The sequence below is a fragment of the Devosia epidermidihirudinis genome (genome assembly GCF_000971295.1).
Classification (GTDB): domain Bacteria; phylum Pseudomonadota; class Alphaproteobacteria; order Rhizobiales; family Devosiaceae; genus Devosia; species Devosia epidermidihirudinis.
This window is the reverse complement of record NZ_LANJ01000011.1, coordinates 169,316-196,245: the sequence shown is the minus strand read 5'-3', so window position 1 is coordinate 196,245 and position 26,930 is coordinate 169,316. Positions and strand designations below refer to the sequence as shown.

The 26,930-nt window shown below is 60.7% G+C and carries 32 protein-coding genes and 1 tRNA gene; 13 read left to right on the top strand and 20 right to left on the bottom strand.

Annotated features, from left to right (window positions below):
* From folK to WH87_RS03880, 4 genes are all read right to left on the bottom strand, one after another.
* Positions 1-441: a 2-amino-4-hydroxy-6-hydroxymethyldihydropteridine diphosphokinase gene (gene folK, locus WH87_RS03895; RefSeq protein ID WP_046138405.1), complete on the bottom strand. Its 441-nt coding sequence runs from the start codon at positions 439-441 to the stop codon at positions 1-3.
* Positions 438-824, bottom strand: a complete 387-nt coding sequence (folB, locus tag WH87_RS03890; RefSeq protein ID WP_046138406.1) for a dihydroneopterin aldolase — start codon at positions 822-824, stop codon at positions 438-440. The genes folK and folB overlap by 4 nt, the downstream gene beginning before the upstream one ends.
* A 4-nt stretch (positions 825-828) precedes the next feature.
* A complete protein-coding gene (gene folP / locus WH87_RS03885) occupies positions 829-1,680 on the bottom strand; it encodes a dihydropteroate synthase (protein ID WP_046138407.1) in 852 nt (283 codons plus the stop codon).
* Positions 1,681-1,759: 79 nt separating this feature from the next.
* Positions 1,760-2,614: a helix-turn-helix domain-containing protein gene (locus WH87_RS03880; RefSeq protein WP_046138408.1), complete on the bottom strand. Its 855-nt coding sequence runs from the start codon at positions 2,612-2,614 to the stop codon at positions 1,760-1,762.
* 131 nt (positions 2,615-2,745) lie between these two features.
* Here WH87_RS03880 and WH87_RS03875 point away from each other — a divergent pair, with 131 nt between their 5' ends.
* Positions 2,746-3,684, top strand: a complete 939-nt coding sequence (locus WH87_RS03875; RefSeq protein WP_046138409.1) for a phytanoyl-CoA dioxygenase family protein — start codon at positions 2,746-2,748, stop codon at positions 3,682-3,684.
* Positions 3,685-3,912: 228 nt separating this feature from the next.
* On the opposite strand, the gene cysW is transcribed toward WH87_RS03875, so the two are convergent.
* The 5 genes from cysW to rimO form a co-directional block, all read right to left on the bottom strand.
* On the bottom strand, positions 3,913-4,725 hold the full coding sequence (gene cysW, locus WH87_RS03870; protein WP_046138410.1) for a sulfate ABC transporter permease subunit CysW: 813 nt from the start codon (positions 4,723-4,725) through the stop codon (positions 3,913-3,915).
* A complete protein-coding gene (gene cysT / locus WH87_RS03865; protein WP_046138411.1) occupies positions 4,725-5,561 on the bottom strand; it encodes a sulfate ABC transporter permease subunit CysT in 837 nt (278 codons plus the stop codon). Before cysT ends, cysW begins: the two co-directional genes overlap by 1 nt.
* A gap of 66 nt (positions 5,562-5,627) precedes the next feature.
* Complete coding sequence (locus WH87_RS03860) at positions 5,628-6,626, bottom strand: sulfate ABC transporter substrate-binding protein (RefSeq protein ID WP_046138412.1); 999 nt, start codon at positions 6,624-6,626, stop codon at positions 5,628-5,630.
* A gap of 203 nt (positions 6,627-6,829) precedes the next feature.
* Positions 6,830-7,081, bottom strand: a complete 252-nt coding sequence (locus tag WH87_RS03855) for a GlsB/YeaQ/YmgE family stress response membrane protein (RefSeq protein WP_046138413.1) — start codon at positions 7,079-7,081, stop codon at positions 6,830-6,832.
* Positions 7,082-7,251: 170 nt separating this feature from the next.
* Entirely contained in the window at positions 7,252-8,583 is a 1,332-nt protein-coding gene (gene rimO / locus WH87_RS03850) for a 30S ribosomal protein S12 methylthiotransferase RimO (RefSeq protein WP_046138414.1), read from the bottom strand.
* A 293-nt stretch (positions 8,584-8,876) separates the two neighbouring features.
* On the opposite strand from rimO, the gene WH87_RS03845 reads away from it, so the two are divergent.
* Positions 8,877-9,260, top strand: a complete 384-nt coding sequence (locus tag WH87_RS03845; protein ID WP_046138662.1) for a DoxX family protein — start codon at positions 8,877-8,879, stop codon at positions 9,258-9,260.
* Positions 9,261-9,479: 219 nt separating this feature from the next.
* Here WH87_RS03845 and WH87_RS03840 read toward each other — a convergent pair whose 3' ends face one another.
* Together WH87_RS03840 and lipB are read right to left on the bottom strand one after the other, a co-directional pair.
* Positions 9,480-10,001, bottom strand: coding sequence for a DUF4282 domain-containing protein (locus tag WH87_RS03840; RefSeq protein ID WP_046138415.1), 522 nt, complete (start codon positions 9,999-10,001; stop codon positions 9,480-9,482).
* A gap of 33 nt (positions 10,002-10,034) precedes the next feature.
* Positions 10,035-10,793 carry a lipoyl(octanoyl) transferase LipB gene (gene lipB / locus WH87_RS03835; RefSeq protein WP_046138416.1) on the bottom strand — a complete coding sequence of 253 codons (759 nt, stop codon included), beginning with the start codon at positions 10,791-10,793 and terminating at the stop codon, positions 10,035-10,037.
* Positions 10,794-10,871: 78 nt separating this feature from the next.
* Between lipB and WH87_RS03830 the strand changes: the two genes are divergently transcribed.
* The 3 genes from WH87_RS03830 to WH87_RS19740 all read left to right on the top strand — a co-directional run bounded on the left by WH87_RS03830 (position 10,872) and on the right by WH87_RS19740 (position 11,815).
* Positions 10,872-11,105: a FliM/FliN family flagellar motor switch protein gene (locus WH87_RS03830; protein ID WP_046138417.1), complete on the top strand. Its 234-nt coding sequence runs from the start codon at positions 10,872-10,874 to the stop codon at positions 11,103-11,105.
* A gap of 117 nt (positions 11,106-11,222) precedes the next feature.
* Positions 11,223-11,307 (top strand) — tRNA-Leu (locus WH87_RS03825).
* A 352-nt stretch (positions 11,308-11,659) separates the two neighbouring features.
* Positions 11,660-11,815, top strand: coding sequence for a hypothetical protein (locus WH87_RS19740; protein ID WP_197410721.1), 156 nt, complete (start codon positions 11,660-11,662; stop codon positions 11,813-11,815).
* Between the two features lie 54 nt (positions 11,816-11,869).
* On the opposite strand, the gene WH87_RS19500 is transcribed toward WH87_RS19740, so the two are convergent.
* Positions 11,870-12,145, bottom strand: a complete 276-nt coding sequence (locus WH87_RS19500; RefSeq protein ID WP_156458050.1) for a hypothetical protein — start codon at positions 12,143-12,145, stop codon at positions 11,870-11,872.
* 121 nt (positions 12,146-12,266) lie between these two features.
* On the bottom strand, positions 12,267-12,614 hold the full coding sequence (locus tag WH87_RS03820; protein WP_046138418.1) for an MmcQ/YjbR family DNA-binding protein: 348 nt from the start codon (positions 12,612-12,614) through the stop codon (positions 12,267-12,269).
* A gap of 131 nt (positions 12,615-12,745) precedes the next feature.
* On the opposite strand from WH87_RS03820, the gene mgtE reads away from it, so the two are divergent.
* From mgtE to WH87_RS03795, 5 genes are all read left to right on the top strand, one after another.
* Positions 12,746-14,161, top strand: a complete 1,416-nt coding sequence (gene mgtE, locus WH87_RS03815; RefSeq protein ID WP_082092485.1) for a magnesium transporter — start codon at positions 12,746-12,748, stop codon at positions 14,159-14,161.
* Positions 14,161-14,724 (top strand): chloramphenicol phosphotransferase CPT family protein, encoded by a 564-nt coding sequence (locus WH87_RS03810; protein WP_046138419.1) that lies wholly within the window; start codon positions 14,161-14,163, stop codon positions 14,722-14,724. Before mgtE ends, WH87_RS03810 begins: the two co-directional genes overlap by 1 nt.
* A gap of 360 nt (positions 14,725-15,084) precedes the next feature.
* Positions 15,085-15,762 (top strand): glutathione S-transferase family protein, encoded by a 678-nt coding sequence (locus WH87_RS03805; protein WP_046138420.1) that lies wholly within the window; start codon positions 15,085-15,087, stop codon positions 15,760-15,762.
* A complete protein-coding gene (locus WH87_RS03800) occupies positions 15,759-16,184 on the top strand; it encodes a DUF1489 family protein (RefSeq protein WP_046138421.1) in 426 nt (141 codons plus the stop codon). Before WH87_RS03805 ends, WH87_RS03800 begins: the two co-directional genes overlap by 4 nt.
* Positions 16,185-16,418: 234 nt before the next feature.
* Positions 16,419-17,261 carry a division plane positioning ATPase MipZ gene (locus WH87_RS03795; protein WP_046138422.1) on the top strand — a complete coding sequence of 281 codons (843 nt, stop codon included), beginning with the start codon at positions 16,419-16,421 and terminating at the stop codon, positions 17,259-17,261.
* A 27-nt stretch (positions 17,262-17,288) separates the two neighbouring features.
* Here WH87_RS03795 and WH87_RS03790 read toward each other — a convergent pair whose 3' ends face one another.
* The 3 genes from WH87_RS03790 to WH87_RS03780 form a co-directional block, all read right to left on the bottom strand.
* Positions 17,289-17,927, bottom strand: coding sequence for a hypothetical protein (locus WH87_RS03790; RefSeq protein WP_046138423.1), 639 nt, complete (start codon positions 17,925-17,927; stop codon positions 17,289-17,291).
* A 107-nt stretch (positions 17,928-18,034) separates the two neighbouring features.
* Positions 18,035-18,304, bottom strand: a complete 270-nt coding sequence (locus tag WH87_RS03785; RefSeq protein ID WP_046138424.1) for a hypothetical protein — start codon at positions 18,302-18,304, stop codon at positions 18,035-18,037.
* A 107-nt stretch (positions 18,305-18,411) separates the two neighbouring features.
* Positions 18,412-20,016: a serine hydrolase gene (locus WH87_RS03780; protein ID WP_052726329.1), complete on the bottom strand. Its 1,605-nt coding sequence runs from the start codon at positions 20,014-20,016 to the stop codon at positions 18,412-18,414.
* A 348-nt stretch (positions 20,017-20,364) separates the two neighbouring features.
* On the opposite strand from WH87_RS03780, the gene clpS reads away from it, so the two are divergent.
* Positions 20,365-20,739: an ATP-dependent Clp protease adapter ClpS gene (gene clpS, locus WH87_RS03775; RefSeq protein WP_407060026.1), complete on the top strand. Its 375-nt coding sequence runs from the start codon at positions 20,365-20,367 to the stop codon at positions 20,737-20,739.
* 9 nt (positions 20,740-20,748) lie between these two features.
* Positions 20,749-23,088 (top strand): ATP-dependent Clp protease ATP-binding subunit ClpA, encoded by a 2,340-nt coding sequence (gene clpA, locus WH87_RS03770; RefSeq protein WP_046138425.1) that lies wholly within the window; start codon positions 20,749-20,751, stop codon positions 23,086-23,088.
* Between the two features lie 119 nt (positions 23,089-23,207).
* On the opposite strand, the gene WH87_RS03765 is transcribed toward clpA, so the two are convergent.
* Positions 23,208-23,852, bottom strand: a complete 645-nt coding sequence (locus WH87_RS03765) for a pyridoxine/pyridoxamine 5'-phosphate oxidase (RefSeq protein WP_046138426.1) — start codon at positions 23,850-23,852, stop codon at positions 23,208-23,210.
* Positions 23,849-24,625, bottom strand: a complete 777-nt coding sequence (locus WH87_RS03760; RefSeq protein WP_046138427.1) for a class I SAM-dependent methyltransferase — start codon at positions 24,623-24,625, stop codon at positions 23,849-23,851. The genes WH87_RS03765 and WH87_RS03760 overlap by 4 nt, the downstream gene beginning before the upstream one ends.
* Before the next feature lie 108 nt (positions 24,626-24,733).
* Between WH87_RS03760 and WH87_RS03755 the strand changes: the two genes are divergently transcribed.
* On the top strand, positions 24,734-25,606 hold the full coding sequence (locus WH87_RS03755) for a LysR substrate-binding domain-containing protein (protein WP_046138428.1): 873 nt from the start codon (positions 24,734-24,736) through the stop codon (positions 25,604-25,606).
* 48 nt (positions 25,607-25,654) lie between these two features.
* Here the strand turns inward: WH87_RS03755 and WH87_RS03750 are convergent, their stop codons facing one another.
* Together WH87_RS03750 and WH87_RS03745 are read right to left on the bottom strand one after the other, a co-directional pair.
* Positions 25,655-26,206, bottom strand: a complete 552-nt coding sequence (locus tag WH87_RS03750; RefSeq protein WP_156458049.1) for a hypothetical protein — start codon at positions 26,204-26,206, stop codon at positions 25,655-25,657.
* 35 nt (positions 26,207-26,241) lie between these two features.
* Positions 26,242-26,895: a YoaK family protein gene (locus WH87_RS03745; protein WP_046138430.1), complete on the bottom strand. Its 654-nt coding sequence runs from the start codon at positions 26,893-26,895 to the stop codon at positions 26,242-26,244.
* Between the last annotated feature and the right edge of the window lie 35 nt (positions 26,896-26,930).

Sequence of the window (26,930 nt, the reverse complement as noted above, 5' to 3'; positions counted from 1 at the left end):
TCAGCCCTGCGCCACCTGCTTCACCCAAGCCACGGTCTCCGGCGATATCTCGCCCAGTGGATCGAGCACAAAATCCCGCTCATGCGCATAGGGGTGGGGCAGGGTCAGGCGCTCGCTTTGCATCTGCACGTTGTCATAGGCAATCACATCGATGTCGATGACACGCGGGCCCCAGACTTCTTTGCGCACGCGCCCCATTTCCAGCTCGATGCCCAACACGGCATCCAGCAGGTCCAGGGGTGATAGCGTCGTCTCTACCCCCATCGCCATATTGGCGAAGTCCGGCTGGTCCGTCTTGCCCCAGGCCTTGGTTGATAGCACCGAAGACTGCGCCACGACCTGAATGTCAGCATGCGCATCGATGCGGCGCACGGCATCGGCAAGCTGCGCTTTGGGGTCGCCGATATTGGCGCCGAGGCTGAGCCAGGCTTTTCCGCTCATTTGGCCTTACGAACCCGCTGCAGCTCGATCGCCACTTCGCCGCGCACCATGGCGATTGGTGCCTCAGGCTTGCGAATGCGGATGATGATCCAGTTGATCTTCTCGAAGCCGTCGAACAGCGCCACGCTGACATTCTGCGCAACAGCTTCCAGCAACCGCATTGGCTGGCTCTCAAAGCTAGCCTTCACGGTGTCATAGATATCGGCATAGGAAATCCCGGCGCTGAGCTTGTCGGTCTCGGCCGCCTCGGTCAGATCCACACCCAGCTCGAGGTCAATGAAGAATCGCTGACCGAGCTTTTTCTCCTCGGCGAAGAGGCCGTGGTAGCCGTAAAAGCCTAGGTCTTTCAGGATGATACGGTCGCCCGTGTAAGCATCGGTCATGGTCTTACCCCAGTTCGGTTGGCGGACCATACAGCGTTGCCTGCGCCACGCGAAGGGCATCGCGATTGGCACGTACGTCGTGCACACGAAAGATATGCCCGCCCTTGAGATAGCCCGCCACAGTCGTCGCAATGGTCCCCGCTAGCCGCTCATCTGCCGGGATGTCGAGCAGCCGCCCGATCATGGACTTGCGCGACGTGCCAACCAGAATGGGCATTCCGCGCGGCTGCACTTCTGTGAGTTCGCGTAACACTTCATAGTTCTCCGCCAGCGACTTACCGAAGCCAAAGCCGGGATCAAGGATGATCCGCTCCCGCCCAACGCCAACCGCCTTGGCCAGCGCCAGAGTCGTCTCGAAATACCGCGCCATTTCGGCTATGATCGGCTTGGCCTCGTCGCGTACCTTGTCCCAGTGCATCGCAATCACGGGCACGCTATGCAGCGCCGCAATCTCAGCCATCTCCGGCGCGCCTTGCAGTCCGTGCACGTCATTGATGATGCTCGCCCCCGCCTGAATGGCCTGATCCGCCACTAGCGGCTTGTAGCTGTCGATGGAGATCGGCGTGGTGATCCCGGCCGCCACCAGCGCATCGATGACCGGCATCACTCGGTCCAGTTCCTCCTGCACCGACACCAGTGCCGCGCCCGGGCGTGTGCTCTCGCCACCAATGTCGATGATATCGGCGCCATCGGCGATCATCGCCTGCGCATGTGCCACGGCATTCTCGATGAGGTTGTGCTGCCCGCCATCCGAAAAGCTGTCTGGTGTGACATTGAGAATGCCCATGACAAGCGCCCGTTGACCAAGGATCAGCGGGGGGCGGTTCGGCAGCGCAATGGTGTGGGTGGTGTGCATGGCACAACCTCGCAGTTCGGCAAACGGTCAATCCTGTCTATCCCTTGGGGCCGTGACCGCAAGGGATTTGACGGCGGGCTCAGGCCTGAAACACCGCCCGGTAAGCGCGCGGCGTAGTGCCCTTGAGCGCCTTGAACTGACGGTTGAAGTTGGCCAGCGAGTCATAGCCCACTTCGCCCGCGATCTGCCCGATCGGCATGCTGCCCGAAGAGAGCAGGGCGCAGGCCCGCCCGATCCGAAGTCGGATCAGGTATTGGCTGACCGTCTGCCGCGTATGGCGCAAAAATGTCCGATGCAGCCCCGAGGGGCTCAGTGCCGCGACATCGGCCAGCTGCGCAATGGTGATGGGCTCTGCGAAATTGCTGTGAATGTGGTTGAGCACCCGATCTATCCGACCGCGCTCGGCAGCGGCAGTCGCCTCCGGCGCTGTGGTCGAGAGTGGCACCGCGTCCTTGTCTCGCGCCAACTGGGTAAGAATGCCCACCAGCGCCAGAAACCGCTCGACAGTGGGGAGCGTGAACAGCGTCTCGATCTGCGGGCGTACCGCGGCTGCGGCTGCGGCGGAGAAATGCAGCCCAGTCGCCGCGCGGGCGAGCATATCCGCTACTGCGCGCAGCTCGGCATTCGCGGTCAGTCGCTCCGCCCATTCGGGTAGGAACCACATCACCAGCGCGGTATGCGGCTGTTCCTTGTCGTCGCGCTCCAGCGAGTGCCAGGTGTGCGGCAGATAGGGGCCGATCAACACCAGATCGCCATCCTCATAGCGTCCGATATGGTCGCCAATGAACCGCTGCCCGCGCGAGTTCAGCGTCAGCGTCAATTCAAACTCGGGATGATGATGCCACAAAAACGGAATGCCATCGTCTAGCCGCCGATTGAGCATGGCCCAGGAGGCATCGTCTTCCGTGGTCAGACGTTCAAGATAAGCCTTCATGTGGCGGACTCGTGAGTGATTGCGCCAGAATAGTATCGATATTTGCCAGCCCACGGCAAGTATGGCGCCCGAAGTGGGGCTAGCCTCATCCCATCAGCAAGCCCCGAGGGGGACGGAAATGGGAGCCGAACATGCAGACCGCCACCAAACGCGACAGCCATCCGACGACGCAGGTCGTTACCACCCAGCTCAAGGATATCGTCAAGAAGCTGCCGCTCCGGGTGCTGAGCCCAGAGGATTGGGAGCATTGGGTGACCAAGGGCTATGTGATTGTGCGCGGTGCGGTGCCGCAGGAAAATGTCGAGCGGCTCAAGGCTTTGCTTTGGGAATTTGATGAAAAGGATCCGGGCGACCAGACCAGCTGGTACGCACCGCAGCGCCGCGATCACATCATGAAGGAGCTCAATGGCACCGGCATGGTCGAGATCTACAACCACCAGCTACTCTGGGATAACCGTATGGAGCCGCGCGTCTATGACGCCTTTGTCGACATCTGGGACATCGAGGAACTTTGGACCAGCATCGACCGCGCCAATCTCAATGTGCCCAAAAAGGTACACGGCAACCCGAACGGCTTCATCCACTGGGATAGCGACACCTCGCTCGATCCGCTGCCGATTGGCGTGCAGGGCGTGTTGAGCCTGGTGAAACAGGATGGCGACGTCGGCGGCTTCCAGTGCATTCCCGAGCTATTCTACGACTTCGACAATTGGGTGAAGACCCAGCCCGCCGACCGCGACCCGATGCATCCGGACACCACTGGCCTAAAGATCACTAATATCGAAATGGAGCCGGGCGATCTTATGATCTTCAACACGCTGCTCGCCCATGGCGTCCGCCCCAACCACTCCAAGGACCGCGTGCGCATGGCGCAATACATCTCGATGTACCCCGCCGACGAGGCCAATGTGGCCGAACGCACCGAGCGCATCCGCCTCTGGCGCGAACTCGACCACCCCCAGCGCGACGCCTTTCCGGGCGATCCGCGCGAGTGGGAAAAGAAGAACGCAAAAACCGCGAAATTGACGGAGCTAGGCGAGAGACTGCTGGGTCTAAAAAGCTGGAAGTGATGGACGGAGTGGAAGCGCGGTGAGGTTCACGCTCCCGCGTTTCCGTGCCCGCCGCCAACCACCACGTCATTCCCGCGAAAGCGGGAATCCCCCTTCATCCCAAGTGAGATTCCCGCTTTCGCAGACGCTGTGGATGATGACGTCATTTGTACGCCATCCAACCATCCATCCCACCCACCGGCGCGCCCTCGGACTTGATCCGAGGGCCTCTCCCCACACAGCGCAGGCTTATCGCCAGCCGCGCCCCTCAAGCCCGGCCTTCAACACCAGCGTCACCACCGCGATCAGCGCCAATGTCGACGCTGCCGCAAACGCTCCGGCGATGTTGAAATCGTTGAACAGCTGCGAAATCTGCAGCGGCAGCGTATTGGTCTGGCCACGAATGGACCCCGACACCACCGACACCGCGCCATATTCGCCCATCACGCGCGCATTGGTCAGCACCGCGCCATAGAGCAGCGCCCAGCGGATATTGGGCAGGGTCACATGCCAGAACATCTGCCAGCCATTCGCGCCAAGCGATAGTGCGGCTTCCTCGTCCTCGGTGCCCTGTTGTTGCATCAGCGGTATCAGCTCGCGCGCGACGAAGGGTGCAGTGACGAACAGGCTCACCAGAATGATCGCCGTAACGGTGAACATCAGCTGGATATTGGCGAACTGAAGGAGCGGGCCAAGCAGGCCCTGATTGCCGTAGAGGAACAGATAGACCACGCCCGCCACGATCGGGCTGACCGACGCCGGCAGCTCGACAAAGGTGATGACCAGCTGGCGGCCCGGAAACTTGAACCGCGTCACCAGCCACGCAACGCAAATACCGATGACGATGTTGATCGGCACCACGATAACGGCCGTCAGCACAGTCACGCCAATGGCGTGCAACGTATTGCGCTCGAGGATATTGGCGAAATAGGCGCCGACGCCTTCGCGCAATGCAAAGGCAAAGATCAGTGCCAGCGGCACCAATAGGATCAGCGCCGAAAACACAAAGGCCAGTCCGATCAGGGTGATTTCGGCCGGCGAACGAACGATCTTGGCTGTCATCACCGGCTCCTGTCCGCATAGCGCACCTGCCACGCCTGCAGGGCGTTGGTGGCGGCAAGAGTAAGGAAGGCCGTCAGCAGCAGGATGAATGCCAGCGCCGCCGCGCCGGGATAGTTGAACTCATCGAGCCGGATATAGATCAGCAGGGACACAATCTCGGTGAAGCCCGGCAGGTTACCGGCGATGAACACCACCGCGCCAAACTCACCAAGGCTTCGGGCGAAAGACAGCACGCACCCGGCCATGAAGGCGGGCAGTATGGTTGGCCAGATCACCCGGGCGAACACCTGCCAGCGTGTCGCGCCCAGCGTCTGCGCTGCCTCCTCAAGGTCGCTTTCCACCTCTTCGAGCACAGGCTGAACCGTGCGAACCACGAAGGGGATCGAGGTGAAGGTCATCGCCGCAATAATGCCAAGCTGAGTGTAGTTGACCTTGATGCCGTTGGGCTCAAGAATCTGCCCATACCAGCCCGTGTCGGCAAACAGCGTCACCAGAACCAGACCGGCAACCGCCGTCGGCAGCGCGAAAGGCAGGTCCACCAGCGCATCGAGAACGCGCTTGCCCGGGAAAGTGTATCGCGTCAGCACCCAGGCGAGCAGCAACCCGAAAATGCCGTTGAACACAGTGGCGACCAACGCTGAGGTGAAGGTGATGCGATAGGCAGCCAACGAGCGGTTGGAGGCGACAATGCGCCAGAAATCATCCCAACCCATCCCGGCGACCTTGAGCAACATGGCCATGATCGGCAGGGCAATGATGATGGTCAGGTAGAGCATGGACACGCCCAGCGTCAGCCCGAACCCGGGCAGCAGGTGTTTGCTGCGTCGCTGTGCCATTGAACCCCTCAAGCGCAAACGGCGCGGCTCGTTTGAGCCACGCCGCAAAGAAATGTCAGTCGGCGATTACTGGTTCAGGAAAACCTTATCCAGCAGGCCGCCATCGGCGAAGTGCTCTGCGGAAACGGCTTTCCAGCCGCCGAATGCATCTTCCACGGTCACGAGGCGAACTTCTGGGAAGTCAGCGGCGTGAGCAGCGGCAACCGTCTCGTCATTGACGCGGTTGAAGTGCGAGGCTGCGATTTCCTGGCCTTCTGGGGTGTAGAGGAAATCGAGATAGGCTTTGGCAATATCACGGCTGCCACGGGCATCGACAACCTTGTCGACAATGGCGACCGGAAACTCGGAAAGCAGGCTGACGCTTGGGATCACGGCGTCATACTTGTCAGCGCCGAGCTGCTGGCGCACGCCAAGTACTTCAGCTTCGAAGGTCACCAGCACGTCGCCTAGCGCGCGCTCGGTGAACGCAGTCGTCGCTGCGCGGCCGCCGGTCTCGAACACTGGAACGTTGTTGAACAGCTTGGTCAGGAACTCTTCGACTTTGGCCTCGTCACCAGCATATTCCTCATTGGCCCAGGCGCGAGCGGCGAGGTAGGTGTAGCGGCCATTGCCTGAGGTCTTTGGGTTCGGGAAAATCACCTGAACGCCGTCAGCGGCCAGATCGCCCCAGTCCTTGATGCCCTTTGGGTTGCCGGCGCGCACGAGGAACGCTGGCAGCGAATAGAAGGGCGAGGCATTGTTGGGGAACTCGGTCGCCCAATCGGCCGACACGAAACCGGCATCCGCCAGCTTTTCGATATCGACGACCTGATTGAAGGTCACGACATCGCCCGGCAGACCTTCGATCACAGCGCGAGCCTGTGCGGACGAACCGGCGTGGGACTGGTTGACGGTGACTGTGGTGCCCGATGCTGCAGCATAGGCTGGAACGAAGGCCGTGTTGACGGCCTCGAACAGCTCGCGCGCAATGTCATAGGACACATTGAGAATGTCAGTCGGCTGAGCGAAGGCGGGTGTGCTGCCCAGTGCCAGAACTGTGAATGCGGTGGTGAAAAGCTTGTTCATGTCTGCGCCAAAACCCAACCAATGAGAAACCGTTGGGTGTTTGATGCATTGCCCTCCGCGCATGCGTCTAGCGGTAAACGCTTGGCCCGGATCAGTAATTTACAAGGCGAGGCGAGGGGGCAAACCTGTTGCGCGAAGCGGCGTCACCGCGCGAATTCGTTTCGGCAGGAAAGGCCGGCCGCCTGGGGCGACCGACCTGATGTTCAGCGCGATACCGCGCGTCCGATCGCAATGATGATGCAGGCGCCGATAAAGCCCGCGATGAGGTAGCCCAGCCATCCCGCAAAGGAGATGCCAAGGACACCCAAGATCAAGCTGGCGATAATGGCGCCAACGATGCCGAGAAGAATGTTCATCAGCAGACCCGTATTTGTCTGCATGAACTGCTTGGCCAACCACCCGGCGAGACCGCCGATGATAATTGCTGCCAACCAACCTACGCCGTCGAAACCCATTCCCTTGCCTCCTAATGGACTCACAACAAGTCGAGCGTGCCACAGGCGTGAAGGAATACAAGTCTGCGCCGTCTCAGAGACTTAAACGCGGAATGGACTTATTGGTTCGGCCCCAAAACACAAAAGGCGCCACCGAGGTGACGCCTTTTGCAGTGCAGTTTCCGCCGCGCTCAGTTCAGCGCTTTGACTGGCTCGGCGAACAAATCGTATTCGTCGCTGGCGGTGACCAGTACGGACACCATGTCGCCAACCTTGATGCCATCGGCATTGGAGACGATGACCTGGCCGTCGATCTCTGGCGCATCCCACTTGGAGCGCGCGATCACGCGGTTATTGTCCGGGTCAACATCGTCCACTAGCACGTCGATGGTGCGGCCGACCTTCTTGGCCAGCTGGCCGGTCGACACGTTCTGGGCGACTTCCATCAGGCGCTCGAAGCGATCCTGCATGACTTCATCAGGCACGATGCCTTCGAGTTCATTGGCTGGTGCGCCGGTGACGGGCTCATACTTGAAGCAGCCTGCGCGATCGATCTCGGCTTCTTCGATGAAGTCGAGCATCATCTCGAAGTCCTCTTCGGTCTCGCCGGGGAAGCCGACGATGAAGTTGGAGCGCACGGTCAGGTCTGGAACCTGCTCGCGCCACTTTAGGATGCGATTGAGCGTCTTGTCCTGATGGGCAGGACGACGCATGGCCTTCAGCACCTTGGGAGAGGCGTGCTGGAAGGGAATGTCGAGATAGGGCAGGACGAGGCCTTCGGCCATCAGCTCCATGACCTGATCGACATGGGGGTAGGGGTACACATAGTGCAGGCGCACCCACGCGCCGAGCTGGCCCAGTTCCTTGGCGAGATCGTAGAACTTCGCCTTGACCGGACGGCCACGGTAATTGCTCTCGGCATACTTGATATCAACGCCGTAGGCGCTGGTATCCTGTGAGATCACCAGCAGTTCCTTGACGCCCGAACGGATCAGGCCCTCGGCCTCACCCAGAATGCCAGCGGCAGGGCGCGAAGCCAGATCGCCACGAATCTGCGGGATGATGCAGAAGGAGCAGCGGTTGTTGCAGCCTTCGGAAATCTTCAGATACGCGTAGTGGCGCGGCGTCAGCTTGAGGCCCTGCTCGGGCACCAGATCAACGAACTTGTTGGGCACGGGCGGCAGATGCTCGTGCACGGCGCTGACGACGTTCTCGTATTGGTGCGGACCGGAAATGGCGAGCACCGACGGATGCGTTGCGCGGATCAGCTCTTCTTCGACACCGAGGCAACCCGTAACGATAACGCGACCGTTTTCGTTAAGGGCCTCGCCGATGGCTTCGAGCGATTCCTGCTTGGCGGAGTCGAGGAAGCCGCAGGTGTTGACGAGCACGATATCGGCGCCGGCATAGTCGCGGCTGAACGAGTAGCCCTGCGAGCGCAGCGTGGACATAATGCGTTCGCTATCAACAAGGGCTTTGGGGCAGCCAAGGCTGACCAGGCCAATTTTTGGCGCTTGGGTCATAGGGGCGTGAGTTCCATGGGGAGATTGTTGGGCGCGTCATATAGAAAATTGGACGGTTACGCAATGTGACTGTCTCCCGTACCGCGCCGGACAGCCCTGCAGCCAGTGGCGATCACCGAGACTTGAAAATCACCCGAAGCACGCAGTTACTGGACAATTACGGCGGCTTTGACACCGTCAAGTGAACAGTGCGTCCGGCAATACGCTAGTTCTCGCTTGCAACTATTTCGCCTAGTGGCACCCTTGGATTGCGTCAATTGACTGTGGCGCAGCACTCAACACGCCCAAAAGGACTGAATATGTTCGATCGTCTCTCCGCTTACGCGCCGCAGGCCCTCGCCGTGCTGCGCATCGTTGCTGCACTCCTGTTCCTTGCCCACGGCACGCAGAAACTGTTCGGTTTCCCGGTTCCCGCACAGGGCCCCGCCGAAGGCCTGATGCTGCTGGCCGCCATCATCGAAATCGTCGCGGGTATCCTGATCACCATCGGGTTCTTCACCCGCTACGCCGCATTCATCGCCTCTGGCACGATGGCGGTGGCTTTCTGGATGGTCCATGTCGGCATGGGCGGCTTCTGGCCAGTGGGCAATGGCGGCGACGCAGCAGTGCTGTTCTGCTTCGTATTCCTCTACCTGGTATTCGCCGGCCCCGGCGCCTGGAGCATCAACAAGAAGTAACGCTTCTGTTGAAATGACTAAGGCCGCCGAGACTAATGTCACGGCGGCCTTTTTGTTTGGTCGGAAGTGACCAGCATTCTCCCCGATCGTCATCACCCGGCTCGTCCGGGTGATCCACCTTCCGTCACAGCCCCAGAAAATGGATTGCCCGGACAAGCCGGGCAATGACGTCGTGGATGGGGTAGCTGTGCCCGCTAGTCCCTGAGCGGGCGCCAGGCCTCAAGCCTTCGGCGGCGGCGTCCGTTTGGCGGTGCGGCGTGGCTTGAACACTTCGCCCGATGTCGTCGCCGGAGCGCGCGTCGTGGTCTCCGGCGGCACGTACGGAGCGGGCTCGGTACCCGGCGTCAGATATTCGTCAGCCTCCGCGTAATCGACGGCGTCACCTTCTTCGGCGAGATCGCGAATGGCGTCGCGCACTTCATCCAGCAGCGAGGCCGAAAAGCGCGAACGGTTCACCGTCTCGCCGCTCGATTCGTGAGCTTTGAACCACACCAGCAGCGCCTCGCAGGAGATGCGCAGCACCACCAGCAGCAACAGGCCGAACACCGCGATTTCAAGCAGACCCCAAAGACCGTTGCCAAAACCAAAGCCGAAGCTCCAGAACAGATGGCTGACTGCCCAGAGCAAAATGCCTGCGAGTCCGAGCGCATAGAGAATCGGAACCAGCTTGGGCGAGAGGATTGCATCGAGCCGGAACAGCGTCTGGCGGGTAAACAGGCGTTTCAGATCGTCCAGCGTCATCTCGGGCTCCTTGGATAAGGCTCGATTCGATTGTTACGCAACTTGGCCATGCTGAACAACGCTGACAAGACTTTCCTCATCGCCGGCAATTGTGGGGCCGAACCGGCGCTCAAACGCCGTCCGCAGCACCGAATCGACCTCAGGCAGCGACACTATTTGCCCCAAATCCTCAAAGCTCGTGACGCCCTGATCGGTAATCCCGCAGGGCACGATGCCATCATAGTGGCTGAGATCGGGGGAAACGTTCAGCGAAATGCCATGGAAGGTGACCCATTTGGACACCCGCACGCCAATGGCCGCGATCTTGTCCTCGGCCAGCACGCCCTTGTCTGGCCGCTTGACCCAGACACCAATGCGCCCGTCGCGCCGCTCACCGGTCACATTGTGTGCCGCCAGCGTATCGATCACCCAGCCCTCGAGCCCCTGCACCAGGCATCGGATGTCCCGTGCCCGCTCGCGCAGGTCCAGCATCACATAGGCCACGCGCTGCCCAGGCCCGTGATAGGTATATTGCCCGCCGCGTCCCGCATCGAAGACCGGGAATCGATCCGACAGCAGATCGGTCGGCACCGCTGAGGTGCCCGCTGTATAAAGCGGGGGGTGCTCGAGCAGCCAAACGGCTTCACCAGCTGCTCCGGCGGCGATTGCGGCAGCCCGCGCCTGCATGGCGGCAAGTGCCACAGGGTAGGGCACAGGCGATGCGGAAATGATCCACTCGACCGGGCGCCCATCGATCCGTGCCAATTTGTTACTGGTTTCGCAGCTTGCGAGGTCGTTCGTTAACGCTTCCATAACCATGCCTGCCAGAGGATTAAGCCCAGAGATTCCGCGCGCACGCTTGGCGCGCCGGCCGGGGTTCCAGTCTTATCTATGAGCACATTAGACAATATTGAAGTGGACATCACCGTCGAGCTCGGCGCGACGACCATGCCGATCCACCATTTGCTGCGCATGGGCCGCGGTGCAGTGATCGAGCTGGACGCGCTGGAAGACGACCCGCTCAACATCTACGCCAATAACACGTTGATCGCGCATGGCGAAGTGACGGTAGAAGATGGCCATTTGCGGGTGGTTATCTCCCATAAGGCCATGCGCCGAGGCTGATCGCGAGGCTCTGTCCACAGGCTAGCGGAAATTTTGATTTATCTGCTTGAGGTTGGCCAAGACCTTTGCTACATCCCCACTCGCTGAGTTCGACAAGAGTTCAGCTCTACCAAGCGTGCGGTCGTGGCGGAATTGGTAGACGCGCAGCGTTGAGGTCGCTGTGTCGCAAGACGTGGAAGTTCGAGTCTTCTCGACCGCACCAAAAACTACTCAAAAACCGTGCAATCTCAATGATTGCGCGGTTTTTTGCTTTTTGGGCTTTCGACTCTCTTCCCTAAGCATCCATGACCTGACGGCGGTGATGGCGTCGGGGAGCACTCGAATCTGGAATCACACGAGCGGAATGGCCTGTGCCTTTCGCGAGACCTAGGGCGCCGCGCCGATCCGCGCCGAAAATGGCTGTGCCGTCCTCGGTAACGCCACCGACTCGGGCAATTCGGCGCTGGTGCTCACCTTTGCTAACGGAGGCATCTGATCGTTTTCCGCAACCATGAGCGGGAAGGGGCGTTGGTTACCTATAGTCCATACCAACAAGCTCAGAACGGGAGACGATTGTGAAAACCTACGACGCCCACAAAACCGCCACCGACGTTCGACAAGCCAGCCCCCGAAAGATGAATCTGCGGGTGCTCATCTTCTCCATGGTCGGCATCATTGTGCTGTTCGCCATTCTCTACGGCGCATACGCGTGGATGCAGCCCGCCGGTTAGCGATGCCAGACAAGGCAATAGGGCCGTCCCATTGGGGCGGCCCTTTCGATCGGCTTAGGTCGATGGTGTTGCCGGAGCGGCTGGCGCCATCGTGTCAGTTGCTGGTGGCGTTTCGGCTGGAGCAGCCGGTGCCATGGTGTCACTTGCCGGAGGCGTAACCGTGGGCGCTGGTGTGGACGGCTCAGGCGTTGCAGGGGCGGGGGTGGCCGGTGCAGGTGTCGTCGTTGTCGTCGTGGTCGAACTATCGGCTGGGGCGGGGGTATCACCGCCGCAAGCGGCAAGCGACAGGCCGACAACAAGGGCAAACGGCGCGAGGAGGAGGCGTGACATGGGATCTCCGTTCAGAGTTGACTGTTGATCTTGGTCTTCAAACAATTGTGAGCTAACGGCCATAATCAGGCAAAGGTTGGGCTTGCCGCGCCAGCTCTTGGACACGGCACCTAAACGAGCCTTAGCGCGCCAAGGTTCCCGGTGCCTTGAATCGCCAGGCATCCTCAAGCCGCAGCGCCAATTCTTCGTCCTCGATCGCATCGAGCCGGATCAACACAGCGGGCTGACCGACATAGTGCGGCGTTTCGAAGTAGATTTCGGGCGAAATTTCCATCAGCAGGGCCTTCTGCTCGGATGGGCAATGCAAGACCAGCGTCTCCGGATCCTTGAGGCGCACAAAGTGTTTGCTGCGCACCTTGAGCGATGGGGTGCGATAGCTGGTCGAGACGACCACTTCCGGCAGGCCACGGGCCTCCGCGAGTTTCACGATACGGCCGAAAGCGACTTCGAGAACGGATTGTGAGCTCATGGCAGTGCTCCACGAAATGAACTGAAGATTGAAGTTTCTAGCGTCAAATCGGTTCCGCACAGTCTGGCGCATCGCCGCTCGATTGGCTACAGCTTGAGCCGCCCCGAAACCTCGGACACAAAGGGCCCCCATTGAGTTCAGACACCGAAATTGCCCCCGGCGAAGAGACCGGGATCGATCCCAATGCGTTCCGCGATACGGAAGACCGCATAAGTCCGCTCTGGCTCGAACGCTTGCGCGCCTATCTGGCTGCTGGGCGCCGCGAAGACGTCACCACCGTCATGGAGCCGCTGCACGCGGCTGACGTCGGCGACGTGCTGGAGTCGCTCGATCCGGACGAACGACCCGCCCTAGTGCGGATGCTGGGTGACAATTTCGACTATTCTGCGCTGACCGAGGTGGACGAGAGCGTTCGCGTCGACATCCTGGACGCGCTGTCCAATGCCGATATTGCGCGCGGTGTGTCGGGCCTCGACAACGACGACGCCGTGGCGCTGCTCGAAGATCTGGAGCAGGAGGACCGCGATGAGGTTCTCTCCAAGCTTCCAACATTCGAGCGCCTCAGCCTCAAGCGAAGCCTCGACTTTCCCGAGGAATCCGCCGGTCGGCGGATGCAGACCGATTTCATTGCCATCCCGCCCTTCTGGACGGTCGGGCAGACCATCGACTACCTGCGCACCGAACCGGAATTGCCGGACGAATTCTACCAGATCTACGTCGTCGACGCGTCCTATCAGGTGCTGGGCACCATCCCGCTCGACAAGTTCCTGCGCTCTGGCCGCGAGACTTCCATTGAAGCGCTGATGAACACCAATCTGGTATTGGTCGACGCCAATGAAGACCAGGAAGAGGCCGCGCGCGACTTTGAACGCTATGACCTTGTCGAAGTCGGTGTTGTCGACGAAAGCCGCCGCCTCGTCGGCGTGCTGACCATTGACGACATCGTGGACGTTATTCACGAGGAAGCGGACGAGGACATCAAGCTGCTCGCCGGTGTGGGTGACGAAGACATTTCCGACACCACCGTCAGCACCGTCCGTAGTCGCGTGCCGTGGCTGGTGGTCAACCTGATTACCGCCGTGCTGGTCTCGCTCGTCATCGGTCTCTTCAACGCGACCATCGAGCAGATGGTGGCGCTGGCCGTGCTGATGCCGATCGTGGCCTCGATGGGGGGCAATGCCGGTACGCAGACCATGACGGTCACCGTGCGCGCTTTGGCGATGCGCGAACTGGATGGTCGTCGCCTGCGCCGTCTCATCACCCGCGAAATGGTCGTTGGCATGGTCAACGGCGTTATCTTCGCCATCCTGATCGGCCTCGTCACTGCCGCGCGCTTTGGTGATATCGGCCTCGGCGTCGTTATCGGCCTCGCCATGGTCATCAACCTGATCGTGGCCGGCACCGCTGGCATTCTGATCCCACTGGGGCTCGACAAGGCCAAGGCCGACCCCGCCATTGCCTCAGCTGTGTTCGTGACGACCATCACCGACGTGGTTGGCTTCTTCGCCTTCCTCGGCATTGCCGGGCTCTGGTTCGGACTGTTCTGATGCCCCGGCCGGGTTGCATCATCTTCCTGCACGGGGCCTCCAGCAGTGGCAAGTCCACTCTGGCGCGGGGTGTGCAGGCGGAGATCGGCCAGCCATTCTGGCACATCTCGATTGACCATCTGCGTGACGCGGGCGTCTTGCCTCGCGAACGGTACAAGCGTGGGGATTTTGACTGGAAGGCGGACCGGCAGGCGTTCTTCGACGGCTTTCATAATTCGCTGGTCGCCTACGCCGCGGCCGGCAACAACCTGATCCTTGAGCATATCCTGGAGGCGGACAGTTGGTTACAGGAACTGGCCGACCTTTTTGTCCCCTTTGACGTCTATTTCGTCGGGGTCCATTGTTCCTTAGAAGTGCTGGAGCAGCGCGAAGCGGCGCGTGGTGATCGTCCAATTGGCAGCGCCGCGCAGGACTTTCACACCATCCACAAGGGCGTGGTCTACGACCTCGAGGTTCGCTCCGATGGAGACGCCGATCTTGCGATAGGGCAGATCATCACCGGCTGGAGCAATCGCAAGACGCCGTCGATTTTTGCGGAAAAGGCCAATCGCGCCCCGTCATGAAAATGACACTCAAACGCCCGCCTTTCCTGCCTTTTGGGCGAAAGTCAGCAGAATTGTTGGCGGTGGAGTGTTGCAACTTGGTCGCTTGCCAACCATTTACCAGCTAGTTAACGATTTCCTACTGGGCGGACTGGCGTCATGCCGGAGCCCGGAGTGAACGGCTGACAAGGAGCGATTGATGCGTAGTCAACCGAAGGCCACTATGTGGCGAGCAGCGACCTGGACTTTGGTTTGCCTGCTCTCGATGGGATTGGTTTTCTCCATTATTGCTGGCGTCTAGGCGCTGAAGTTCTTCACATTTCGAGATTTTGAAGGGCGCCCGGGCAAGAGGGCGCCCTTCTTTTTGGCAGTGAGGCCAACATGAAACTCCTGATAGGCAACCGCAATTACTCCAGCTGGTCTATGCGGCCATGGTTGGTGCTAGCCCATTTCGGCATTCCCTTTGAGGACGAGGTTTTGCAACTGTCGGGTGATGGCTGGCGCGATGTCCTCGCCAGGCGCTCGCCCACTGGCAAGGTGCCGGTTCTGATCGACGGCGATCTGGTGGTTCCGGAAACCATCGCCATCATCGAATATCTGGCGGACCTGCATCCGGAACTGCGGATATGGCCCGAGGACATCTCCCAACGCGCACAGGCGCGGGCTGCTGCTGCCGAGATGCACTCTGCCTTCCAGTCCATCCGCAGCCACGCCCCAATGAACCTCCGCGGCTCCCACCCGGGCAGGGTCAATGTCGATACTATCGCCAAAGACCTGCACCGGATCGAAACGCTCTGGGGCGGCTTGCTGACCCAGTCCGGTGGCCCATTCCTGTTCGGCGAGTTCACTGCCGCTGACGCCATGTTTGCGCCGGTTGCCTCGCGCATTCGCACTTATGCCCTTCCCGTGTCCGATCTAGCGGCGGCCTATGTCGAGGCGATCTACAGCCTTCCCGCGTTTCAGGAGTGGCTGGCCATGGCGCGCAAGGAGCCTTGGGTGGTAGACGACGACGAAATTGACGTGATTCAAGGGCGCGTGGCGCCGGGGACTTTGGCATGATCCATATGGTCAAACTCTGCGTGGGCGTATCGAGCCTCGAAGAGTTGGAAAGTTATCGCGATGAGCGCGCTCACTGGTGGGGTGCAGATTATGGCGAGGACGTTCACGTCCACCGCACCCGCATGATGCCCAAGCGTGGCGCGGAGATGGAGGGCATTGCCTCCGTCTACTGGGTCATCGCCGGCGCCATCGTTTGTCGCCAGCCGATCCTGCGTCTTGCGAAATACACCGACGCGGAAGGCAAGGATTACTGCGACATCATCATGTCCAGGGACATGATCCGCACGGTCCCATACCCCAAGCGCCCCTTCCAGGGCTGGCGTTATCTTCGGCCCGAGGATGCGCCGCCCGATATCAGCGCCAACGAAAACGCCGATTCTCTCGAACTGGCCGCCGACCTCGCAAAACTGGGCCTGATCTAGCCGGCCGAGCGCCCCGATCCCCACTGTTCCCGCGCAAGCGGGAATCCCCTTATGCCGCCAGGCGAGAGGCCTGCTTTCGCTGCAGGAAATGGCACGCCAGCGTCCTGTGGCACTAATCACACCACCCGCAAAAGTTACTGCCTTTTAACCTGCTGGATCGATGAATTAAGCCTTCATTAACCATGGGGGCCGTTCTCTCCAATATAAAGTTAGGTCAGTGATTTGGGGGACGCGATGGCGCGTGGCGGGGCGCATGTCATTGTGGTTGGCAATGAAAAGGGCGGGTCGGGCAAGTCGACCACAGCGTTTCATCTGGCGATCTTTCTGCTCTACGCAGGGCACCGTGTGGCCACCATCGATGTGGATAGCCGCCAGCAGACCTTCACCCATTATGTCCGCAATCGGCGTGCCACGGTGCTGGAGCGCGGCCTGAGCCTGCCCAATCCACGGCACTTCCATCTGCCGTCCGCCTGGGGCGACTCCCTCAAGGAAAACCAGAAGGCCGAATTCGACGTCTTCCGCCGCGCCGTCGGCGAGGTTGAGGACAGCGTTGATTTCCTGATTATCGACACACCCGGCTTTGATACCAATCTGACCCGTCTGGCGCATTCGCTGGCCGATACGCTGGTGACGCCGGTCAATGACAGCCTGATCGACATCAACGTGCTTGCCCGTATCAATCCCGACACCGGCATGCCGGTGGAGACCAGCCACTATGCCCGTCTGGTGCAGCGTGCCCGGTCCGAGCGCCTGGCCATGGATGGCGAGAGCATCGACTGGATCCTGGTGCGCAACCGCATTTCGATGCTGGGGTCGCGCAATGCCCGGCAGGTTCACACCACGCTTGAGAACATCGCCATGCGCTTTGGCTGCCGCCTGTCGGATGGCATCGCCGAGCGCGTCATTTTCCGCTCGCTCTTCCCAAGCGGCATGACAGTGTTTGATCCATTGGATGACGGCACTGGCGGCGAATCCGCCTCGGTATCCCATGTCAGCGCGCGTCAGGAATACCGCAACCTCGTCGCGGCCCTGAATCTGCCAATTGGCGATCGTCCTGAAATGCTGCTGTCAGCCTGATGCGAATAGTATGCGGCCGTAACAGCATCACGGCGCGGCCACCTTGTGGTAAAAGCCTGAGAAGGTGACGTTCGCGCCACCGCATTTGCTGTTATCATTGGCCACCAGATAATCGCCGACAATGCTGATGCGCACCGAGCATCCATCGGCATCCTGGCTATAGGGCATGGCCTGGCCATTCTTGTCCTGAGTGAACTCGACGACGCCGTTCCTCGGTCGTGCTGTCACTTCGAAGCTGGCGGCATTTGTCCCGCCATCGGTGTCCAGGGTGGCGTCGCCCACGATGCTGAGGCCATCATCGGTGTCGCTGATGTTGAGATATTTCTCGCCGTCAGCTTCCCAATAGCCAATCCAGTCCAGTGACGGCTGCTTGATCAGGGTCAGAGCCGCGAATGGCACGGTGCCGGTCACCGTCCCGCCTTCCTTGGTCACAAAGGCAATGCAGGCATCGGCGTCACCCTGGCGGGATGTCAGCACCACCTGATCGCCCTCTGCCAGCGCCAGATCCTGCAGCACAACGGGAGGGGTTACCGACGCGATCTGCGCCGCCTGTGGCGCGAACTTGTCCGCGCGAATGTCTTGCCAGGAATCGCAGTCCGCAGCGAAAGTGGGCGTGGCCGCGAGCACAAGGCACGCTGAAAGGACTGAAGCGATGAGCTTGGTCATAAGACACCTCCAGAACCGCACACTGGCCATATTCCGGGCGGAAACATGGCAAGGGGCCTTGGGTGCCTTAGAATGCCCGCGAAGTGACCGGGCAGGTGGCAGCGCTGTTAGCGCTGCCCAATGCTCAACCGAATGGCGCGTGCGCCACCTGGGGCAAACACGTCGAGGTCGATGGCCACTGGCTCCTGCACCATGCGGCGGGTGCGGGCCGACAGGGTCAGCACCACGCCCAGCAGATCACCTACGGAGCGCTTGCGCGGCAGCATACGCTGGGTGATCCCCCGCAACGCGCGGTTGCGCACGGACATATCTTCGGACGACAGCTCGGAGCGGCCAACAAAATTGGCAAGCTCGGTGAGGGCAGTACGTTCGCTCATTGGGCTACTCCAAACACAGGCGCCAATTTGCACTTACGAGATGGCCGGTTGCTCATTGGCTCCGGCTCGTTCTTGGGTCGTCCAGTCGCCCGACAGGGGCGACTGCTTTAGCTCTGCATCGCCAGGCAGCTCAGGTTCTGCTGCTTGAGCTGGTTGCACATGGCGGTCGCATCGTCCCGACCACCAAAGCCAATGAAGCGGGCACGATAGAAGACTTGGCCGTTCTTCTCGAAACGCTCCACATAGGAGCGGAAGTCACCAAGGTTGCCGACTTTGCCAGCGGCATCGCTCAGCATGCTACGGGCGCTGGACTCGGATGGACCTGCGCCGATCTGCACAACCCAACCACCGGGTGTGGCAGATCCTTCAGCAACCTTCACCGAGCCACTGGTCATCAGGTCAATTGGCTGACCAACACTTGGATCCATCGGTGCGGACGGCTGATAGCCGAGGGGAGCGGATGGCATGGTCTGGCCAAGAGCGGCCGGAGGCGCACCCAGATTATAGGAGTCGCTCAGCCATGCTCCGATCACGTCCTGCGACGGAAGGGCGGGCTGGGGCGCCTGGCTTGGCGCCGCGAGGACGTTTGCGGCCTGAACAGCGGGCTGCAGGGCCAGATCGGCAGGCATTGGAGCCGGAGTTGGTGCTGCGGCCACGGCAACAGCCTGTGCCGCCTGCGGTTGTGCCTGCGCGCCATTGGCGGCAACCAGCTGCGCCAGGCGGAAGCCGGGCAGGGGCATTGGCGTCACGAAAGTCGGGCGGCTCTGGGTTGGCTCGGCGACGGCAACAGCAACCTGTACATTGGCGCTGCCCTGACGACCCGGCTGCGGGATCATGGCGGTCTGCAGATAATTGCCCTGACGCGACTTCGGCAGATAGCTGGCGACCAGCTGACGAACCTTTTCGTCGCGCGCGCCGGCCGTGTTGAAGCCGAAGGCAACGATAACGATGTGGCGGTTGTCCTTGCGGGCCGCGGTCAGAAGGTTGGAGCCGGCAGCGTTGATGTAGCCGGTCTTGATGCCGTCCACAGCGCCCATATAGCCAAGCACGCGGTTGTGGTTGCCATAGGTCGACTTGCCGTAGCTGAAGCTGCGGGTCTGGAAGAACTCGTAATAGCTCGGGAAGTGCTGGTAGATCGCGATGCCCAGGATCGCCTGATCACGCACCGTGGTCAGCTGACGGCCATCGGGCAGGCCCGAGGCGTTGCGATAGGTGGTGTTGCGCATGCCAAGCGCACGGGCGGTGGCCGTCATGCGTTCGGCAAAGCGTTCTTCCGAGCCAGAGATGTGCTCTGCGATAACGCGGGCCATGTCGTTTGCCGACAGGGTCACCAGCGACTTGATCGCGTCTTCGACAGAGATCGTCGCACCAGCGCGCAGGCCGAGTTTGGTCGGCACCGCAGCAGCAGCGTGCTTGGAAACGGTCATCTGGGTGGAGAGTTTGAGGTTACCGGCGCTCAATTCCTGGAACAGGATATAGAGCGTCATCACCTTGGCGACCGAAGCCGGGTAGCGGCGAGCATCGGCAGCTTCTTCGTAAAGAACCTTGCCCGACTTCGCGTCAACCACGATGCCGGCATACTTTCGAAGGTTTTCTATGGATTGCGCCTGCGCAGGCACAACAGCATGTGCGCCGATGGCCAGGACGACGAGGACAGCGGCAAAGGCGCGAACGAACACGTTGCGCCATGGGGTTTTCGCCTGAGAAGCCACCCGGTACTCCAAACTTTACTCTCGGTCACTTCTGTGACCGTACGCAACAACACTGGTTGGATGTTCAGGCGAGCCCCACGCCCCCGGACAATCCATGCTCTTGGTGAGACATTACCGTCGCCCCGTTACCATTCCGTAAAATGCGAACGAATTTGTCGAGGGTGTGGAGACGCGGCCACGCATTGTTTGCTGAGTCGTTTTAGGTGGTCACAAATTCGGGAAGCATTGGCCCTTAACATGGGGTGGTTTTTGCCTACATAATGGGTCCACCATACTGCTTCGTCTCTCGACAGATGTTCCGCCATGTTTGCCAATGAATTCCTCGTTTTGACCGATGGGACGTCAGCCATTCCCGCGCTGACGCCAGTGCCTGCTCATGCTGGGCCGAAAGAGGAGGATCCGGGCAAAAACGATGGCGGAAAGGGTGGCGCCGAAACCGGGACCATCACCAAGACCCGGCCCAAAACCAAGCGTCCGAGCCTATATCGGGTGCTCCTGCTCAACGACGACTACACGCCGATGGAGTTCGTCGTTCTGGTTTTGCAGGACGTCTTCGCGAAATCGCGCGAGGAGGCCATGCAGATCATGCTGCACGTTCACCAAAAGGGGGTGGGTGAGTGCGGCGTATATCCTTACGAGGTCGCCGAAACCAAGGTGACCCGCGTCATGGATACGGCACGCAAAAATCAGCATCCGCTGCAATGCGTTATGGAAAAGCAATAGGAACATCATATGCCCTCATTTTCACGCGGACTTGAAAAGGCTCTGCATCAGGCGATGAACCTGGCGCGTGAGCGCAACCATGAGTTCGCTACTCTCGAGCACCTTTTGCTGGCCCTGACCGACGACCGGGAAACGATCGCCGTTCTGACCGGCTGCGACGTCGATATCGACGCGCTCAAGAGCGATCTTGAAGATTTCATCAATGAAGAACTGGACAGCCTGATCGTGGCCAATGGCCAGGATGCGCGGCCGACTTCGGCCTTCCAGCGCGTCATTCAGCGCGCCGTGATCCATGTTCAGTCCTCGGGCCGCGAAGAGGTAACGGGCGCCAATGTGCTCGTCGCCATCTTTGCCGAGCGCGAAAGCCACGCCGCATACTTCCTCGAACAGCAGGACATGAGCCGGCTGGACGCGGTCAACTTCATCAGCCACGGGATTACCAAGTCCGGTCCCAGCGAGGAACGCAAAGTGCGTGGTGCCGAAGACGGTGACGGCAATGCTGAAGGCGGCGCCGAGGCCAAGAAGAGCTCGGCTCTGGCCGATTTCTGCGTCAACCTCAACGAGAAAGCCCGTGCCGGCAAGATCGACCCACTGATCGGGCGTGATGCCGAGTTGCGCCGCACCATCCAGATCCTGTGCCGCCGCTCCAAGAACAACCCGCTCTATGTGGGCGACGCTGGTGTCGGTAAAACAGCCATTGCCGAAGGTCTTGCCCGCAAGATAGTTGAAGGCGATGTGCCTGAAGTGCTCAAGGAAGCGATCATCTATTCGCTCGACATGGGCTCGCTGCTGGCCGGCACCCGCTATCGCGGTGACTTCGAAGAGCGTCTCAAGGCCGTGATGAAGGAGCTGGAAAAGCTCCCCAATTCCGTGCTGTTCATCGACGAAATTCACACCATGATCGGTGCTGGCGCCACTTCGGGCGGCGCGCTCGATGCTTCGAACCTGCTCAAGCCAGCTCTGGCTTCAGGCGCGATCCGTTGCATCGGTTCGACCACCTATAAGGAATACCGCCAGTTCTTCGAGAAGGATCGGGCCCTGGTCCGTCGCTTCCAGAAGATCGATGTCAACGAGCCAACCGTGCCCGACGCCATCGAGATCGTGAAGGGCCTGCGGCCTTACTTCGAAGAGTTCCACAAGGTGAAGTACACCGACGAGGCCCTCAAGGCCGCCGTGGAGCTGAGTGCGCGCTACATCAACGACCGCAAGCTGCCCGACAAGGCCATCGACATTCTCGATGAGACTGGTGCGAGCCAGATGCTGCTGACCGCTGACAAGCGCAAGGCCGTGATCGACGTCGAGGACATCGAAGCCACCATCGCGACCATCGCGCGCATTCCGCCAAAATCAGTCTCCAAATCCGATGCCGAACTGCTCTCGAGCCTCGAAACGAGCCTCAAGACGGTGGTCTTTGGTCAGGACAATGCGATTACCGCGCTGTCGTCCGCCATCAAGCTGGCCCGTGCGGGCCTGCGTGAACCCGAAAAGCCAATCGGCTCCTACCTGTTCACCGGCCCAACCGGCGTCGGCAAGACCGAAGTCGCTAAGCAGCTCGCCGATACCCTTGGCGTGGAACTGCTGCGCTTCGACATGTCCGAATATATGGAGCGCCACACCGTCAGCCGTCTGATCGGTGCGCCTCCAGGCTATGTCGGCTTCGATCAGGGCGGTCTGCTCACCGATGGCGTCGATCAGCACCCGCACTGCGTGGTTCTGCTCGACGAAATCGAGAAGGCCCATCCAGATCTCTACAACATCCTGTTGCAGGTGATGGATCACGGCAAGCTGACCGACCACAACGGCAAGTCCGTGGACTTCCGCAACGTCATCCTCATCATGACCTCCAATGCCGGGGCCATGGACTTGCAGAAGAGCCCGATCGGGTTCGGCCGCAAGCGCGAAGTGGGTGACGACGAAGAAGCGATCAATCGCATCTTCACGCCGGAATTCCGCAACCGCCTCGACGCGATCATCTCGTTTGCGCCGCTGCCACGCGAAGTCGTGCGCCGCGTCGTCGAGAAGTTCGTGCTGCAGCTTGAAGGCCAGTTGGCCGAACGCGGCGTCACCATCATTCTGCAGCCAGAAGCTGCCGATTGGCTGGCTGAACGTGGCTATGACGAACGCATGGGCGCCCGCCCACTGGGTCGTGTGATCCAGGAGCACATCAAGAAGCCACTGGCTGATCAGGTGTTGTTCGGCGAGCTCGTCAATGGCGGCACGGTCACCGTAGCCGTGGTTGGTGAGGGCCAGGAAGCCAAGCTCGAACTGATCGCGGTTCCACCGCGCCCGGCCAAGCCAAAGTCCTTGCCCAAGCCAAAGAAGCCCAAGGCAACTGCCGACAAAAACTAGGCGACAACGCCCATCAATAGAGGCCGGGAGCGATCCCGGCCTTTTCTTTTTCTCACGACACGCAGGACGCTTGCGGCCAACCGGCCAACGTCGCAATCCGCTCGCACCGGTTTCCTGAGCTAAGGCCAGAGCAACGCCTTGCTCCATCCATCCGTCTGCCTTTCGTATCGCAAGCGGACGTGTCGGCGGTCAGCGTCGCCTTGCCAGAATTCCACGGAGCGGGGCGCGACGGCATAGACCGTCCAGCTGAGTGTAACGTCCTCGTTTATCCCGCTGCGCAGCGCACGTTCGATGTCGGATCGCTCACCAAGCGTATCGCTTTGCCGCCCAACCATCGCCATGGCTCGGGCGACCGGTGAGCGGGCCGCAAAATCCCGCGCGCTGGCCTCTGCGGACAAAGCAATCGCCTCGCCCCGAATGCGCACCTGCCGACCAAACCGCTGCCAATAAAACGTCAGCGCGACATTTGGATTGGCGGCAATCTGCCGGCCCTTTGGCCCGTCCGATACGCTGGCGAAGTGCCAGCCGCTCTGATCAACGTCCTTGAGGATGAGGACGCGCGCATCCGGGTGTCCCGCTGCGTCGACGCTGGAGAGCGTCATCGCGTGCGGCTCCGCGATACCAGCGTCGATCGCATCGCGGAGCCACGTCGAAAACAACGTCTGCGGCGCATCGGGTGCATCCTCCGTGACAAACGGCCAAAGGGGGCCAGCAAGGCTCGGCAGATTCCGCAGCAAGTCGCGCGTTGAGTTCAGGTCCGTCATGGCCGCCCCACAATCAGCCGCAGTGAGCCTGCAAAGAACGCCTGGTGCCGCAGGCGCCCGTGGAGCCGATCCCACTCGCCGCTCTCAAGATCGCGTTGCAAATGCGTAACAAAACGATCACCGATTGACGGATCAATGAAACTCCAAGCGGAATTGGCCAGCCGCGCGCCGGGCTCCAGCAATCGTTCTGGCCGCCCGTAATAGGCTTCGCTAAAGCCATCCTTGCAGTCGAGCGGGATGGGGACTGGAATGATCTTCACATTGCCACCCAGCCCATCGGCAATCGCCGTCATGCTCGGATACCGCCGCGCCTCGGTGGCAATCGCCTCGGGCGCATAATCGTTGAGCCAGAACCGGTCGAGCGCCGCAGGGTCGCAGGTCAGTACCAGCACTGGGCCCCGCGTCACCCGGCGCATCTCGGCCAGTCCGCGTGCCAGATCGCTCCATTGATGCACGGTGAATGTGCCCATGGACGCGTCAAAGCTGTCATCGGCGAACGGCAGGCTTTCCGAAGTCGCGTCAATCGCGACCGGAAGGTGTGCTGGACGCTGCGCCCGCATCGATGCCGATGGCTCAACCGCCGTCACTTGCCGATCCGTCGGCTCATACGATCCTGCGCCCGCGCCGACATTGAGCACGGTCTGGGCGTCGCCTAGCGCATCCAGAATGAACCGGGCAATGTGCGGATCTGGCTGTCGATAGGTCCGGTAATTGTTACCGATAACCCCATAATTGGCGTCGCCCGCGCTGCCGTCCTGATGCCGGTTTGACATAGCCTATGTTCCTCTGCGCTACAGTTGAGAATTTCTGACAACAGAAAGCGCTATATTTTTCAGCCTGAAAAACGATATGATCGAACAGACTTTGTTCGGAAAACGCACATGGCGCGCCAGCTCCCATCACTCAACGCTTTGCGGGCCTTCGAGGCGGCGGGGCGGCATGGCCGCATGACGCTGGCGGCCGATGAACTCAACGTCACCCACAGCGCCATCAGCCGACAGGTGCAGAACCTTGAAAACCTGCTGGGTGTTGCGCTGTTCGAGGGCCCCCGCAACCGTCTGCAGCTAACCGAGGCCGGCGTGCGTCTGTTGGGCGGCTTGGGCGCGGCATTTGATCAGATCGACCTCGCCGTCCGTGCGGTTGCCGATACCGGGGAGGGGGTATTGGACGTGTCCTGTCCCGGCACCTTCACCATGCGCTGGCTCATTCCCAGACTCTATCGCTTCCACGCCGCACATCCCGAAATCGACGTGCGCCTGTCAGCGTCCAGCAAGCCAGTGGATTTTTCGCGCGACGGGTTCGACGTGGCGATCCGTGCCGGTGCCGCGCCATGGCCCGAGGATGCGCTGTTGACGCCTCTGTTTGCCGAACAGATCGGCCCGGTCCTGTCACCCGATCTGGCGGCAAACCTGACCGAGGGCTTTGTCGGCATGACGCGTTTGCATTCGCGCAGTCGCCGCCATGCGTGGCGGCAGTGGGGTGAGCGGGCAGGCGTCGCGTTGCAGGATAGTCCCGGCAACGAATACGAGCATTTCTATTTCATGCTCGAAGCCGCCTCATCGGGTCTCGGCGTGTGCATCGCGCCATGGCCCCTGGTGGCTGATGACGTGCGCACCGGTCGCCTCGTTGCGCCATTTGGCTTCGTCGATAGCGGGCAGGGCTATGTTGCGCTGCAACGCACCCGCCGCCAACGCCGGGCGACGCTGTTCTGCGAATGGCTCGCCAGGGAATCCGAGGCTTTCGTCGCGCCCTGAGGCACAGAGCCCCCAAGATCAAGGCCGGGATCGCTCCCGGCCTTGATCTTATTCCGTAACGAACAGGTTACGCGCTTGCCAGCCAACCCAGGCGATCACGCCGCCGCCGATCAACACCAGCAACATACCGATATGCGGTCCGATATTGACCAGATTGCCCTGCGTTCCAAGCTGCGCCAAGGCCGAGTTCAATTCGTTCAGCTGCTTGGATGCGGGATTGAAGAACAGCCCTACGATGATTGAGAGCAAAGCGAGGCCGCCCGCGACACCCGAGAGGATCAGGCGATAGGGCGCGAGCTGCGCAACTTTCCACGATGCGGCGGCCGCGATGAACGCCAAAAGCGCGAGCCACGCGGCCCATCCGGCAGCTTCAAAACCATTCAGGCTTCCAGACTGGTTGAGGCCGACGCCAAGATTGGTGGAAATGCTCACAAATGGGAGGAGCAGCCCAATGAAGCCAACAACTGCGCCGCTGACGGCGCGTCCGAAATGAGTGCCAATGGCAATGTTGAGTAATTGCTGTGCAGATACTTGGGGTGTCGGGTTTTGATCAGTCATGGAATCATCCGTGGGTTCTGTTCGACCCGAAATGCTTAGCATCAGGCTCTACTTCCGCCCATGGCTCCATTCGGGGCTCAGTTGATCACATCTTCCGGTTTGCCGCGCAGAAACGCCACGACGAACACCGCATAGAGTGCAGCCGTAACCAAGAGCGAACCGATCCCGAGCGCGCCATAGGCCAACGTGCCCAGCAGGGCGCCAAACAGCAGCGATGCCCAGACCAGCAAATGCTGCGCCCAGCGCCAGCGCGGCGCCTGACCAAGGGTTGCCCGCGCGAAATCCTGCCCCGCCGCAAATAGCGTTCCAGTGACGAAGGTGATGCCAAGCCGAACCGACCCAGCCGCCGGCAGAATAGCGTTCTGCGCGCCAGCACCCGCCGCCAGCACCAGCATGAATTGATCGGGCGCCGCGCCAAGATAGGCGAGGATCAGTGTGGCAATCAGCGAAACCAGCACCACTCCAGTCGTCGCGCAGGCCGCCCAACTTGGTCCGGTGAAAATCGCGACATAGGCGCCGATCGCGCTGCCGACAAAAAACAGCAGTAGCAATAGCGCGGGCAGCAGAATGCCCGACCAGTCGCCGGTGCCAATAGCATCGCCCAGCTGCGTGGTGTTTCCGCTCATGAATGAAATGTAGTGACCACTCAGCTCGATGAAGCCGATCACGTCGGTAAAGCCAGCTGCTGCCGTCAACAGCAGGCCATGGCTCAGTTGCGGTGTGGTCTTCATGTGCAAATCTCAGGCTCGGCAGAGGAAAGTCTCCC